The sequence below is a fragment of the Flavobacterium kayseriense genome, from assembly GCF_014305095.1.
GTDB classification, from domain to species: Bacteria; Bacteroidota; Bacteroidia; order Flavobacteriales; family Flavobacteriaceae; genus Flavobacterium; species Flavobacterium kayseriense.
On sequence record NZ_JACRUI010000002.1, the window covers coordinates 598,297 to 612,688 of the forward strand.

At 35.6% G+C, this 14,392-nt stretch carries 14 protein-coding genes; 12 read left to right on the top strand and 2 right to left on the bottom strand.

What is annotated here, in order from left to right; translation table 11 throughout:
* Nucleotides 1–9 precede the first annotated feature (9 nt).
* Both H8R22_RS09085 and purE read left to right on the top strand, forming a co-directional pair.
* Nucleotides 10–1,164: a 5-(carboxyamino)imidazole ribonucleotide synthase gene (locus H8R22_RS09085; RefSeq protein ID WP_187010123.1), complete on the top strand. Its 1,155-nt coding sequence runs from the start codon at nucleotides 10–12 to the stop codon at nucleotides 1,162–1,164.
* A 51-nt stretch (nucleotides 1,165–1,215) separates the two neighbouring features.
* The gene (gene purE / locus H8R22_RS09090; RefSeq protein ID WP_187010124.1) at nucleotides 1,216–1,704 is read left to right on the top strand and encodes a 5-(carboxyamino)imidazole ribonucleotide mutase; all 489 of its coding nucleotides are present in this window, start codon (nucleotides 1,216–1,218) and stop codon (nucleotides 1,702–1,704) included.
* A gap of 56 nt (nucleotides 1,705–1,760) precedes the next feature.
* On the opposite strand, the gene H8R22_RS09095 is transcribed toward purE, so the two are convergent.
* Nucleotides 1,761–2,429, bottom strand: a complete 669-nt coding sequence (locus H8R22_RS09095; protein WP_187010125.1) for a hypothetical protein — start codon at nucleotides 2,427–2,429, stop codon at nucleotides 1,761–1,763.
* Between the two features lie 205 nt (nucleotides 2,430–2,634).
* Here H8R22_RS09095 and H8R22_RS09100 point away from each other — a divergent pair, with 205 nt between their 5' ends.
* From H8R22_RS09100 to H8R22_RS09125, 6 genes are all read left to right on the top strand, one after another.
* Nucleotides 2,635–4,662, top strand: coding sequence for a M3 family metallopeptidase (locus tag H8R22_RS09100; RefSeq protein ID WP_187010126.1), 2,028 nt, complete (start codon nucleotides 2,635–2,637; stop codon nucleotides 4,660–4,662).
* A 107-nt stretch (nucleotides 4,663–4,769) separates the two neighbouring features.
* A complete protein-coding gene (locus H8R22_RS09105) occupies nucleotides 4,770–5,273 on the top strand; it encodes a GbsR/MarR family transcriptional regulator (RefSeq protein ID WP_187010127.1) in 504 nt (167 codons plus the stop codon).
* 61 nt (nucleotides 5,274–5,334) lie between these two features.
* Nucleotides 5,335–5,679 carry a hypothetical protein gene (locus H8R22_RS09110; protein WP_187010128.1) on the top strand — a complete coding sequence of 115 codons (345 nt, stop codon included), beginning with the start codon at nucleotides 5,335–5,337 and terminating at the stop codon, nucleotides 5,677–5,679.
* 12 nt (nucleotides 5,680–5,691) lie between these two features.
* The gene (locus H8R22_RS09115) at nucleotides 5,692–6,078 is read left to right on the top strand and encodes a hypothetical protein (RefSeq protein WP_187010129.1); all 387 of its coding nucleotides are present in this window, start codon (nucleotides 5,692–5,694) and stop codon (nucleotides 6,076–6,078) included.
* Between the two features lie 58 nt (nucleotides 6,079–6,136).
* The gene (locus tag H8R22_RS09120) at nucleotides 6,137–7,045 is read left to right on the top strand and encodes a TIGR01777 family oxidoreductase (RefSeq protein WP_187010130.1); all 909 of its coding nucleotides are present in this window, start codon (nucleotides 6,137–6,139) and stop codon (nucleotides 7,043–7,045) included.
* Nucleotides 7,045–7,494, top strand: a complete 450-nt coding sequence (locus tag H8R22_RS09125) for an SRPBCC family protein (protein WP_187010131.1) — start codon at nucleotides 7,045–7,047, stop codon at nucleotides 7,492–7,494. Before H8R22_RS09120 ends, H8R22_RS09125 begins: the two co-directional genes overlap by 1 nt.
* A 34-nt stretch (nucleotides 7,495–7,528) precedes the next feature.
* Here the strand turns inward: H8R22_RS09125 and H8R22_RS09130 are convergent, their stop codons facing one another.
* Nucleotides 7,529–8,341, bottom strand: a complete 813-nt coding sequence (locus H8R22_RS09130; RefSeq protein WP_187010132.1) for a UbiA prenyltransferase family protein — start codon at nucleotides 8,339–8,341, stop codon at nucleotides 7,529–7,531.
* Nucleotides 8,342–8,479: 138 nt separating this feature from the next.
* Here H8R22_RS09130 and gcvP point away from each other — a divergent pair, with 138 nt between their 5' ends.
* From gcvP to H8R22_RS09150, 4 genes are all read left to right on the top strand, one after another.
* Nucleotides 8,480–11,323, top strand: coding sequence for an aminomethyl-transferring glycine dehydrogenase (gene gcvP, locus H8R22_RS09135; RefSeq protein ID WP_187010133.1), 2,844 nt, complete (start codon nucleotides 8,480–8,482; stop codon nucleotides 11,321–11,323).
* Between the two features lie 298 nt (nucleotides 11,324–11,621).
* The gene (locus H8R22_RS09140; protein ID WP_187010134.1) at nucleotides 11,622–12,680 is read left to right on the top strand and encodes a 3-oxoacyl-ACP synthase III family protein; all 1,059 of its coding nucleotides are present in this window, start codon (nucleotides 11,622–11,624) and stop codon (nucleotides 12,678–12,680) included.
* A gap of 200 nt (nucleotides 12,681–12,880) precedes the next feature.
* On the top strand, nucleotides 12,881–13,408 hold the full coding sequence (locus H8R22_RS09145) for a class I SAM-dependent methyltransferase (protein WP_187010180.1): 528 nt from the start codon (nucleotides 12,881–12,883) through the stop codon (nucleotides 13,406–13,408).
* Between the two features lie 64 nt (nucleotides 13,409–13,472).
* On the top strand, nucleotides 13,473–14,321 hold the full coding sequence (locus H8R22_RS09150) for a glycosyltransferase (protein ID WP_187010135.1): 849 nt from the start codon (nucleotides 13,473–13,475) through the stop codon (nucleotides 14,319–14,321).
* The last annotated feature ends 71 nt before the right edge of the window (nucleotides 14,322–14,392 follow it).

The following is a 14,392-nucleotide window of genomic DNA, read 5'->3' on the forward strand; positions in this document are numbered from 1 at the left end:
AACTACACAATGAATTATTTTTCTTCTGATTTTAAATTAGGGATTTTAGGAGGTGGACAATTGGGAAAAATGCTCCTATTTGAAACCCGAAAATTCGATATCCAAACCTACGTCTTAGACCCAAGTGATGAAGCTCCTGCGAGAATGGCTTGTAACCAATTTTACAAAGGCGACTTAATGGACTTTGAAACGGTTTATGAGTTTGGAAAAATGGTTGATGTTCTGACAATCGAAATCGAATTGGTTAACCTAGATGCTTTAGAAAAATTAGAAGACGAAGGACTTAAAGTGTTCCCATCTCCAAAAACACTTAGAGCCATCCAAAATAAAGGAAAACAAAAAGATTTTTACATAGATAATGCTATCCCTACTTCAAAGCACCTTCGTTTTGTAGATTTAGCCGATTTGCGAAAGTCGTTAGAAAAAGACGAATTGGATTTCCCTTTCGTATGGAAATGTGCTGAATTTGGTTATGATGGAAATGGAGTCAAAATTGTACGATCGACTCTTGATCTTATTAACTTACCAGATGTAGAATGCATTGCCGAAGACATGGTGCCGTTCAAAAACGAATTAGCCGTTATCGTTTGTCGCAATCCATCAGGTGAGATTAGAACATATCCTGTAGTCGAAATGGAATTTCACCCTGAGGCTAATCAAGTAGAATATGTAATTTGTCCCGCTCGAATAGATGATAAAGTAGCGGACAAAGCAAGAGCCATCGCATTGAATGTTTCGGAGAAGTTCAACCACGTAGGCCTACTCGCTGTTGAGATGTTCCAGACCGAAGATGACGAAATTTTAGTTAACGAAGTAGCTCCTCGCCCGCACAACTCTGGACATTACTCCATTGAAGCAAGTTACACTTCACAATTCGAAAATCATATTCGTGCTGTTCTAAACCTACCACTAGGCAATACAGCTAGTAAAGTAGCAGGAGTTATGGTGAATTTAGTAGGTTCAGAAGGATATGAAGGTCAGGTAGTTTACGAGAATATCGAAAAAATAATGGCAATTGATGGTGTTACACCACATATATACGGAAAAAGACAAACACGCGCATTTAGAAAAATGGGGCATGTTACCATTGTGAATGAGGACATGACTGTAGCTAGAAAAATTGCTGAGGAGGTAAAAAATTCTATTAGAGTGATAAGCGGTTAATTGCAATAATTATTAGACGAACGCAAACATTAAACTTTAAACAAAAAAAACATGAGTAAAGTAGCCGTAATCATGGGAAGCATCTCAGATATGCCTGTCATGCAAGATGCCATAAATATTTTAAAAGAGTTTGGAATCGAGACAGAGGTCGATATTGTGTCTGCACATAGAACACCTGAAAAACTATTTGATTTTAGTCAAAATGCTCACAACCGTGGCATTGCAGTTGTGATTGCGGGAGCAGGTGGTGCCGCACATTTACCTGGAATGGTCGCTTCTATGTCACCATTACCTGTAATAGGAGTTCCTGTTAAATCCAGTAATTCAATTGATGGGTGGGATTCGGTTTTATCGATACTTCAAATGCCTGGTGGAGTTCCCGTAGCAACTGTTGCTCTGAATGGGGCAAAGAATGCAGGGATATTAGCCGCTCAAATAATAGGCTCGTCTAATAAAGTAGTTTTAGATAAAATTATTGCATACAAATTAGGACTGAAAGAAACTGTTTTGTTAGCCTCGGAAAGTCTACATAAAAAATAAAAAAAAGTGCTTCTCATAACTGAGAAGCACTTTTTTTTATTTTTAATAGGTAAAAATTAGAGCTCGTCTTCAATTTCTTGAAGTACACTCTCAAACTCCGATGCTACAATATCATCATTGTTTATCCAATTTTCAGATGTAACTAGACTAAAATTCACATTATCAGTCGTATTCAATTGCCACACTATCGCACTGGCTGTAGGAAAGGGAATATTTTGTGTCATTTGATCGTCGAATAGTCTTTTAATTAGATTGCGATCAGACAAACCACCATTCAATAATTTTAATACATTTTCGGCAGTCAACTCTTGTACATCTCCATCTATAGGTGTCATTGAAAAATGAACTATGGATGCTTTAGCATTAGGAAACTTACCATTGTACGCTTTAAACAGTAATTGGTTAATATGGAACATTCGGCCCTGCATGTGTATTTCGGGATATTCCTCACACACTTTATCTATTAGCATGTTATGCGAAATCTGTTCAATTTGCCCCTCATTAAGTTCCTCACCTAATTTATAATCCAATACAATTGCCGCCGCTTCGTTTGGTTCATAATCAGAAATCGCCATTTGTAATAATTCAGGTAAATTCTTCACCTCAGCAGTAGCGGCATCTGGGAAATTAAATCGTTCACATAACTGAATCAAATCTTCGGTAGTCCAATATCCTTCTACCTCATTAACGGTATCAATTCTTTTTATTGCTATTTTATAGTTCATTTTTATTTTTTCTATTAGTAAATAATGACTTCTTGTACTATTTCGAAGCTTCGTTACAAGGTAGTTATTACAACTGTTTACAGGCTAATATTTTTGTTAAGTTTAACAGTAATGAGATTGCAAGTACTACTACCTATTTTTAATTAATCCTTACATTTGCAAGCATAACTATTCATTTTTATTACTGATTATTAAGAACAAAATAATGACTATACTTACTCAAAAATTTACTACAAAATACGATACTGCCCCTTTTTCACAAATAAAGAATGAAGACTTTGCTCCCGCCATTCAAGAAGGAATCGCTTTGGCAAAAGCAGAAATAGATGCTATTGTCAATAATCCAGAAGCGCCAACATTCGAAAATACAATTGTTGCAATGGATTACACAGGTGACATTTTGGATCGTGCTTCTAGTATTTTCTTCAATTTAAATTCAGCAGAAACCAATGACGAAATGCAAAAAATCGCTCAAGAAGTTTCTCCTTTATTATCCGAATTCGGAAATGACATTCGACTTAATCCCGAGTTATTTGCACGTGTAAAAGCAGTTTATGATTCAAGAGAAACGTTGACATTAACTCCAGAGCAAGGTACTTTATTAGACAAAAAATACAAAAGCTTTTCTCGAAATGGAGCTAACTTACCCGAAGACAAGAAAAACAAACTCCGCGAAATCGACAAAGAATTATCGAAGTTGAGTTTGCAATTTGGCGAGAATATTTTAGCAGAAACCAATGCTTTCGAAATGCATTTGACAGACGAAAAAGATCTAGCAGGCTTACCAGAAGGAGCCATCGAAGCCGCTAGTTCATTGGCTAAAGCCAAGAACAAAGAAGGCTGGATTTTTACATTAGACCACCCAAGCTACGTGCCTTTTATGACGTATGCAGACAATCGTGAATTGCGTAAAAAATTAGCGATCGCTTTTGGCGCACGAGGATTTCAAAAGAACGACTGTGACAATCAAGAAATAGTTTTAAAAATAGCCAAACTTCGTTTTGAACGCGCACAATTGTTGGGTTATGCTACTCACGCTCACTTTGTATTAGAAGAGCGCATGGCTGAAAGTCCTGAGAAAGTTTTTTCATTCTCAAATAATTTACTGGACAAAGCAAAACCTGCTGCCCTTAAAGAGTTCGCTGAGATAACTGCTTTCGCCAAAGAACTTGACGGAATTGAAGTATTAGAAAAATGGGATGGCTCTTATTATTCAGAAAAATTGAAGCAAAAATTATTTGATTTTGATGACGAAAAATTAAAGCCTTACTTTCAATTAGAAAAAGTGTTGAACGGAGCGTTTACGATTGCTCAAAAACTATATGGGTTAACTTTTACCGAAGTATTTGACATTGACAAATACCATCCAGAAGTTATGACCTATGAAGTAACCGATGAGAAAAAAGACTTAGTGGCTATTTTCTACGCCGATTTCTTTCCTAGAAAAGGAAAACGCAACGGTGCATGGATGACATCATTCAAATCACAATATGTAAAAGATGGCGTAAACGAAAGACCGCATATTTCTAACGTATGTAACTTTACACCTCCAACAGAAAGTAAACCTTCTTTATTAACGTTTAATGAAGTAACGACTTTGTTTCATGAATTTGGACATGGATTACACGGCATGTTAGCCAACACGACCTACCCAAGTTTATCAGGAACTTCAGTTTATTGGGATTTTGTTGAACTACCTAGTCAAGTGATGGAAAACTGGTGTTACGAGCCTGAAGCTTTAGCTTTATTCGCAACGCACTACCAAACTGGAGAAGTGATCCCGATGGAATACGTAAATAAAATCAAAGAAAGTGCGAGTTTTCAAGAAGGATTAGCAACCATGCGTCAGTTGAGTTTTGGATTATTAGACATGGGATGGCACGGTCAAGATCCAACAGCAATTACTGATGTAAAAGCTTTTGAGACTGAGCAATTCGCAGCCACACAATTGTATCCAGACGTAGCCGAAAACACAATGAGTACGGCTTTCTCACACATCTTTCAAGGAGGATATTCATCAGGATATTACAGTTATAAATGGGCCGAAGTTCTGGATGCAGATGCCTTTGAATATTTTCAAGAAAAAGGAATCTTCAACAAAGAAGTCGCTACTAAGTTCAAAGAAAACGTACTTTCTAAAGGAGGAACAGAACATCCAATGACATTATACAAACGTTTTAGAGGTCAAGAACCTAAACCAGACGCTTTGTTAAAAAGAGCGGGGTTATTGTAGATTGTTGCAAAAGGAATTTTTAACCGAAGTAGAAATGCTTCGGTTTTTTCTTAAACAAACTTTCATTTATTATTGAAAGTTTAAAAACTATTACATACATTTGTACTATGGATTTCAAAGAAGCAAAAAACAAATTCGTACAAACCTGGGGAGCGCTTGGTAGCCAATGGGGTATTAATAAGACGATGGCACAAATACATGCGCTGTTGATGGTATCAGCAGAACCGGTTTCGATGGAAGATGTGATGGAAGAACTTCAAATTTCCCGCGGGAATGCTAGTATGAATTTACGCGCTTTGATGGATTGGGGAATTGTTTACAAAGAATACAAAGTTGGCGAACGCAGGGAGTTTTTTACAGCCGAAAAAGATCTTGATGAACTAGCTGTAAAGATAGCAAGAGAAAGAAGCAAAAGGGAAATAAAACCGGCTTTGAAGGTTTTAAAAGAGGTTTCCTCAATTGAAGCCAATCAAACAGAAGAAGAAAAACACTTTGTAAATCAAACGACTAAATTATATGATTTCGTTTTAAAAGCCGACAATGTTTTGGACAAAATAACTGAGTATAAAGATAATTGGCTGACTAAGTTGGTTGTGAAATTCATGAAATAGAATTAAAAAAATTTAAACAAAACTTTCATTTTTTTCTGAAAGTTTAAAAACAAATAGAGTTATGAATCTCAACATCATAGGGCATTGCATTTACCTAACAATCACCGGAATTATAATTCTAAAAGTAGGTAAGATCTGCTACGATAACGGAAATGTATTTGTATCACAATTAATCCCTGATCACAAAGAACTCTGTACGCAAACCAATCAAATATTATTATCAGGATACTATTTACTGAATTTGGGATACTGTGCAATGACCTTGGCTTCATGGAAAGCTCTTACTACCTATTCACAATTGATAGAACTAATCGCCTCAAAAACAGCCATTGTAATACTCATAATCGCATTCATGCATTATCTCAACATCATCATACTAACAAAATACATAAAAAAAATACTCTAAAAATCAAACATCATGGAAACTACAAAAATTATTATCGGTTATGCTATTTATTTACCTGTAGCCGTCGCACTTACCTATTATGTGAGTAAAACTTTATTTCGCAATAGTAAAATCTTTATGCTTGACATCTTCAATGGCCGCGAAGAAATTGCTTACGCCACTAACAAACTTTTTGAAACCGGATTCTATCTCCTAAACCTTGGATTCGCACTAATGATTCTAGAAATGTACCTTCACAAAGATACGTACCAAGAACTAGTAGAGACATTAAGCTATAAAATTGGAGCCTTTGCTGTATATTTAGGCCTTATGTTATTTCTAAATTTATATTTCTTTTTCAGAGGAAAAAGAAAAGCCAAAGAAGGACTAAACAATCGTACTGCAGTAACACAAGCATAATGAAAATAATCACCGTGAATTCACCTATATGATGGATTTGCGGTCTATACTACCTATCATGAAAAAATTAATCATAGCCGCTGGAACAGGATTTTTGGGTCAAGTTCTCGTCAAACATTTCGAAAAGACTTTTGACGAAATCGTCATTCTTACACGAGGAAAATCCAAAGAAGAAAACGGAATCAAATATGTGAATTGGGATGCGCGTAAACTAAACGGTTGGGAAACCGAATTAGAAAACGCAACCGTATTGATTAACTTAGCAGGAAAATCAGTCGATTGTCGGTATACCAAAGCAAACAAAAAAGAAATTTTACTATCTAGAATAGAAAGCACCAAGATTTTAAACAAAGCGGTTTTGCAATGTAAAAACCCACCCAAACATTGGCTGAATTCATCAACATCAACAATATATCGATTTTCACTAGACAAACAAATGGATGAAATCAACGGAGAAATTGGCAATGATTTCTCGATGAATGTAGCGCAATCATGGGAGAAAGCTTTCTTTAAATATGACACTCCTCAAACCTTAAAAACGGCTTTGCGAACATCAATCGTTTTAGGCAAAAAAGGTGGTGCTTTTATCCCATTAAAAACGCTAGCTAAAACTGGCTTGGGCGGCAAACAGGGAAAAGGAAACCAATACATCAGTTGGATTCACGAAACTGATTTTGCAAAAGCGATTGAATTTATTATTCGACAAGAAATGACAGGAGTGATTAATATTGTATCTCCCACTCCCATCACCAATGCTAATTTCATGAAAAAACTTCGAAAAGCAGTGGGACAGTTTATTGGGATTTCAATCCCTACATTTCTATTAAAAATAGGTTCTTTTATCATTCGAACAGAAACAGAGTTAGTTCTAAAAAGCCGAAATGTGATTCCGAAGAAACTTACGGAAAATGGTTTTAAATTTGAATTTAACAGCATCGAAGCTGCCTTTAAAAACCTATTGCAATAATGACTACAATAAAACTTACAACCATAATCAAAGCACCAATACACCTTGTCTTTGATCATGCTAGAAACATAGACATTCATCAAGAATCTGCGGGTAAAAGCAACGAAATTGCGATTGCAGGCACCACATTTGGATTAATTAATAAGGGAGAAACCGTTACTTGGCGGGGAAAGCATTTTGGTGTTTTTTTGCAACATCAATCATTAATTTCTCAAATGGAACAGCCTTCTTACTTTGTGGACGAACAGTTGAACGGTCATTTTAAAAGCTTCAAACACCACCACTTTTTTGAAGAAAGTGATGGAAAAACTATTATGACAGACGTAATGGAGTATGAAACTCCGTTCGGGATTTTCGGTCAACTATTTGACAAATTAGCATTGAAGCAACATCTTACACAATTTTTAATTGAGAGAAATACTTATTTAAAATTTGTTACTGAAAAATAGAAATCACACAATTTTCATTTTAGATTGGCTGTATTTAAAAAAACACCACAAGCAACCACCAAAAAATCGGAATACTTTCTACCCAAAAAGAAGTGTAATATTTAGACCTTTTCTCATTGGCGAAAGCCAAAAACAAAGCAAGTATCAAAACTAGAATCCCGTTAACCATTAACTGTTCTTGTACAAAATGATGCTTTAAAAATTCTAAAAGATAAAAAGGAAATAATAACAGTAGACCAACAATTTTAGTATTCTTGACACCAATTTGCTGAGGAACAGTATGTAAATGCGGGTCATCTTGTGCGAGGTCGATTATTTCGAATACCAAAATGAGATTAAAAACCAAAATAAATCGTTGCACACATTTTAAGTAAAAATCAGCTCCCATAGGAACGCCTGCATTAATTAGCGGCAGTACGAGAGTTACGCCTACCCAGCACAAAGCGACAATATAAATTTTTACTCCTGCCCAGTTACGAGCATTTTTTCTGTTTGGAAAAAACGGCAAGGTGTATAAAAGCGTCAACGCTAGAAAAACGATGGCAATGATTTGTGTGTAAAATTGTAGTTGAAAAAAAAAATATCCAACTCCAATAAGAGCAAAAAAGCTCAATAAAGCGATCAATTTTAACTCTTTTCGCATCAGCTTTTTCTTCGCTCTGGCCAAAGCATCATACTTCACAAAATTATAGCCAACCATTGTACCTAAAAAAGCAAAGTTAGCCATAGGTTCATCTACTGAAATGTTGAACATAAATTGTGTCATTCTGACTAGTGAATACACTGACAAAGCCACGTGAATGCTGCTTCTTAGATAAAAATCAACTATTTGTTTAAAACTAATCATTAAACAAATTTAATCAATTGTGAACAAACATACCTATTAGTTGATAAATTGATAAAAAATCACAAGCAAAACGGGAATTAAATTATTAATAATACTTATTTTTGCGTCACTCAAAAAACACAACTTTAGTATACTTACATGAAAACAGACTCATTTGCTTTAAGACACTTAGGACCAAGGGAAAACGATTTACCAAAAATGTTGGAAACCATAGGTGTTGAAACTTTAGATCAGTTGATATTCGAAACTATCCCTACTGATATTCGTTTAAAAAATCCTTTGGAATTGGAGCACATTATGACAGAGTACGAATATGCAAATCACATTCGCTTATTAGGTCGTACCAACAAAGTGTACAAATCATATATTGGTTTAGGCTACCATCCAACAATTGTACCTCCAGCGATTCAAAGAAACATTTTTGAAAACCCAGGTTGGTATACTGCCTACACACCATACCAGGCAGAAATTGCTCAAGGTCGCCTTGAAGCCATTTTAAATTTCCAAACGATGGTTATTGAGTTAACAGGTATGGAAATTGCTAATGCCTCATTACTTGACGAAAGTACTGCTGCTGCTGAAGCAATGGCGCTATTGTTCGATGTTCGTACTAGAGACCAAAAGAAATCAAATGTTTGCAAATTTTTCGTTTCTGAGGAAATATTACCTCAAACGCTATCTGTTTTACAAACACGTTCAACACCCATTGGCATTGAGTTAGTGATTGGTAATCACCAAGAATTTGATTTCTCAAAAGATTTCTTTGGTGCCATTTTACAATATCCAGGAAAATACGGTCAAGTATATGATTATGCTGACTTCATCAAAAAAGCAAATGACAACGAAATAAAAGTAGCAGTCGCTGCTGATATTTTATCATTAGTAAAACTAACACCTCCCGGAGAAATGGGAGCTGCAGTAGTAGTGGGAACAACTCAACGATTTGGAATACCAATGGGATATGGTGGACCACATGCTGCTTACTTTGCCACTAAAGAAGAATACAAGCGTTCTATGCCAGGACGAATTATAGGGGTGTCACAAGATGCTGATGGAAATCGTGCTTTGCGTATGGCATTACAAACACGCGAACAACACATAAAACGTGAAAAAGCAACTTCTAATATTTGTACTGCTCAAGTATTATTGTCAGTTATGGCAGGAATGTTCGCTGTTTATCACGGACCAAAAGGTTTAAAATACATTGCTGAAAAAGTACATTCATCTGCAGGAACATTAGCAAGCGCATTAAACAAATTAGGTGTTTATCAAACAAATACTGCCTTTTTTGATACTATTGTAGTTAAAGCTGATGCGCAAAAAGTAAAAGCTATCGCTGAAAAAAATGAAGTTAACTTTTACTACATTGACAACGAAACTATTTCTATATCATTGAACGAAACCATTTTGTTCTCTGATATCAACCAAGTGATTGCCATATTTGCAGAAGCGACAGGAAAAGAAGCTTTCGAGGTTTCTGAATACGCTGTAGAGAATAACTATCCGATGCTTTTAAACAGAAAATCGGAATTCTTAACACATGAAGTATTTAACAAATACCACTCTGAAACGAGTTTAATGCGTTACATCAAAAAACTAGAACGCAAAGACTTGTCATTGACTCATTCTATGATAGCACTAGGCTCTTGTACAATGAAATTAAACGCAGCTGCTGAAATGCTACCATTGAGTATGCCTTACTGGAATACCATTCACCCATTTGCACCATTGGATCAAGTAGCTGGCTACACAAAAATGCTAAAAAAATTAGAGCACCAATTAAATGTAATTACTGGTTTTGCCGGAACTACATTGCAACCCAACTCTGGAGCTCAAGGAGAATATGCTGGTTTAATGACCATTCGTGCGTACCACCATTCAAGAGGAGATCAAAAAAGAACAATCTGTTTAATTCCTGCATCAGCACACGGAACAAATCCTGCATCAGCAGCGATGGCCGGAATGACTATTATCGTTACTAAAACAATGGAAAACGGTAATATCGATGTGGAAGATGTTCGTGAAAAAGCATTGAAATATAAAGATGAATTATCTTGTTTAATGGTAACTTATCCTTCTACACATGGTGTGTTTGAAAGTGCTATTAGAGAAATTACTCAAATCATCCATGACAATGGTGGATTAGTTTATATGGATGGTGCAAATATGAACGCACAAGTAGGATTAACAAATCCTGCAACTATTGGTGCTGACGTATGCCACTTAAACCTACACAAAACATTTGCAATCCCTCATGGAGGTGGTGGACCTGGTGTAGGACCAATTTGTGTAAACGAAAAATTAGTTCCTTTTTTACCAAGCAACCCATTAGTACAAGTTGGTGGAGACCAAGCGATCACGGCCATTTCTGGAGCACCTTACGGGTCTGCATTAGTTTGCTTGATCTCGTACGGTTACATATGCATGTTAGGTTCTGAAGGTATTACAAATGCTACAAAATACGCAATTCTAAACGCTAACTATATGAAAGCTCGTTTAGAAGAGCACTACCCTATTTTATATGTAGGTGAAAAAGGAAGAGCTGCACACGAAATGATTCTTGACTGTAGATCTTTCAAAGAAAAAGGAATCGAAGTTTCTGATATTGCTAAGCGCTTAATGGATTACGGTTACCATGCACCAACGGTTTCTTTTCCAGTTGCTGGAACCCTAATGATTGAACCAACAGAATCAGAAGACGTAGCCGAATTAGATCGTTTTTGTGATGCAATGATTTCTATTCGTCAAGAAATAGAAGCGGCTTCTATTGATGAGCCTAATAACGTTTTGAAAAACGCTCCACATACTTTAAATATGTTAACTGCTGATACTTGGGTTTTACCTTATAGTAGAGAAAAAGCAGCTTATCCATTAGACTATGTATCCGATAATAAATTCTGGCCTAGCGTTCGTCGTGTAGATGAAACGTATGGCGACAGAAATTTAGTTTGCAGCTGTGCTCCTATCGAAGCATACATGTAAGACTAAGAATGAATAATTTTGAAAATGCCTCGAAAAATTCGAGGCATTTTTTTTGCTCAATCATTTGTAAGAAGGAGCTAATTTATCCCTGCATTCACAAAATAAATACTGCGCCACTAATTACACAATCAGTAAATCACTATTTATAATAAATACTAATTTTATAGATTCATTGAAAATTCCTCAGTATTTTAGCAAAAAATATACTATTTCATAATTATATGCACGCATAGTAAATATCTTGGCTAGAATTATTTTTTTATCTTTAAATTAGCCTAAAATTTTGGAAAACAATTCGATGAAAATAAAAATAACTGGAATAGGAAGTTACATTCCTAAAAAGAAAGTAAGTAATACCGACTTTGGAAATCATGTTTTTTTAAATGAAGACGGAACCCCATTTGGACGCCCAAATGATATCATAATTAATAAGTTTAAAGGGATCACAGGAATTGAGCATAGGCGCTATGCGGAAACAGACCAAAATTCATCTGATTTGGCTTTTTTAGCATCTGAGAAAGCGATTGCTACCGCAGGTATCGATCCTGAAACAATCGATTATATTATTTTTGCTCACAATTTTGGAGATGTAAAAGCAGGTACAACACAATCAGACATGCTTCCAAGTCTAGCAACTAGAGTAAAAAACAAATTACAAATAAAGAATCCTAAATGTGTAGCTTATGACATCCTTTTTGGTTGTCCAGGCTGGATAGAAGGTGTTTTGCAAGCCAATGCATTCATCAAATCTGGTATGGCGAAACGATGCTTGGTAATAGGGTCAGAAACCCTATCTAGAGTAGTAGACGATCATGATAGAGATTCTATGATCTACTCTGATGGTGCAGGAGCTGCAATTATCGAAGGATCAGATGATGAAACGGGAATGCTATCATACGAAAGCGGAACGTATGCCATGGATGAAGCCAATTATTTGTTCTTCGGAAAGTCATACAACACTGATTTAGATCCTGATACTCGTTACATCAAAATGCACGGCCGTAAAATTTACGAATTTGCTTTAACAACTGTCCCAGCTGCAATGAAAAGCTGTTTAGACAAAAGCGGAATTGCTATTGATGATGTGAAAAAGATTCTTATTCACCAAGCCAATGAGAAAATGGACGAAGCAATTATACAACGTTTTTACAAATTGCATGACCGTCCAGTACCACAAGACATCATGCCTATGAGCATTCATGAATTAGGAAACAGTAGTGTAGCCACAGTACCAACATTATTTGATTTATTAATTCGTGGGGAAATTAAGGATCAAAGCATCAAAAAGGGAGACATTCTACTTTTTGCTTCCGTAGGAGCTGGAATGAATGTAAATGCATTTATATACCGATATTAAAAAATCGAAATATATTTTAAAGAAAGTCCGCTATTTATCGATAGCGGACTTCTTTTTTACAAAAAATTAAAGTTTCCCATCTCCATGGAGTGCATCAAAACAATCAGTAGAAAAATCTACAGTAGAAAAAATATATCTTTGTACATTTGCAAACTATAAACCATAACGAACGAAAGTCACTTTCGTTACTCGCATCGACTATGTACGAAAAAACGTTTCCTAATAAAAGATTCAAACACACCTTAGCCTTTTTAAAAGCACACGTTGCTACCTCTGAAACCATATTTGATTTAGGCGTATCTAATCCGTTTTCTCAGATCATGTTAGAAAATGGATATATCGTTAAAAACACAACTGGAGAAGATTTAGATACTAATCAATCCGCTTTAAAAAATGAAGCTTACGATGTTTTCACAGCATTCGAGATATTTGAGCATTTACTCAATCCCTACACCATATTAGAAAGTGTAAAATGCGATAAATTACTCATCTCAATCCCGTTGCGACTTTGGTTCTCCCCTGCTTACCGTAGCAAAACAGATAAATGGGACAGACACTATCACGAATTTGAAGATTGGCAACTAGATTGGCTATTAGAAAAAACAGGTTGGAAAATAGTGGCTCGTGAAAAATTCACACATCCAGTTAAAAAAATTGGATTCCGTCCTTTATTGCGTTTCTTCACACCAAGATATTATATGGTTTACGCTGAGAAAATTAAGAGCTAAAATCGACTGTACTGCTTTTTGATTTTTGACTACGGCCTAATATTTGGAAAATAAAAATACTTGAATGAACTATTACATCGTTATACCGGCGCACAACGAAGCAGCCTTAATTGGTTTGACTCTAGAATCTTTAGTTACACAAACACTACTACCTAAAAAAATAGTGATTGTAAACGATAATTCTACAGATAATACAGCCAATATAGTTTTGGCTTTCGCCAAAGAGCATCCGTGTATTAGCCTAGTAGAAAAAAAATCCAGTGCTATTCACTTACCAGGAAGTAAAGTTATACAAGCTTTTAATACCGGATTAGAAACGTTAGATGGCGCTTATGATGTAGTAATGAAAGCCGATGCTGATTTAATTTTCCCTTCCAATTATTTTGAAACCATTACCAAACACTTTCAATCAGATCCTATGATAGGAATGGTAGGTGGTTTTTGTTACATCGAGAAAAATGGGGACTGGGTTCTAGAAAACCTAACCGATAAAGACCATATCCGTGGTGCGCTCAAGGCATACAGGAAAGAAACTTTCCAACAAATAGGTGGCTTAAAAGCACAAATGGGCTGGGATACCGTTGACGAATTACTTTGTAAATTTTATAATTGGAAAGTCATCACTGATGCTTCATTACACGTAAAGCACTTAAAACCTACGGGAGCTAACTACAACAAAACCGCTAGATACAAACAAGGAGAAGCTTTTTATACTTTAGGTTATGGACTTCTCATTACGGCTATTGCATCGGCTAAGTTGTCTTTTATGAAAAAGAAACCTTTGTTGTTTTTTGATTACATTCAAGGATTTCTCAAAGCAAAAGTCGCCAAAATACCTTTAATGGTAACCGCTGATCAAGCAAAATTCATTAAAAGCTACCGTTTAAAAAAGATGAAAGAGAAGCTTTTTTAAATAAATGCCCGCATAACTAATTACTAAGTGCTAGATACTATTTACTATTTTTGTATTTTAGCCCATATTCA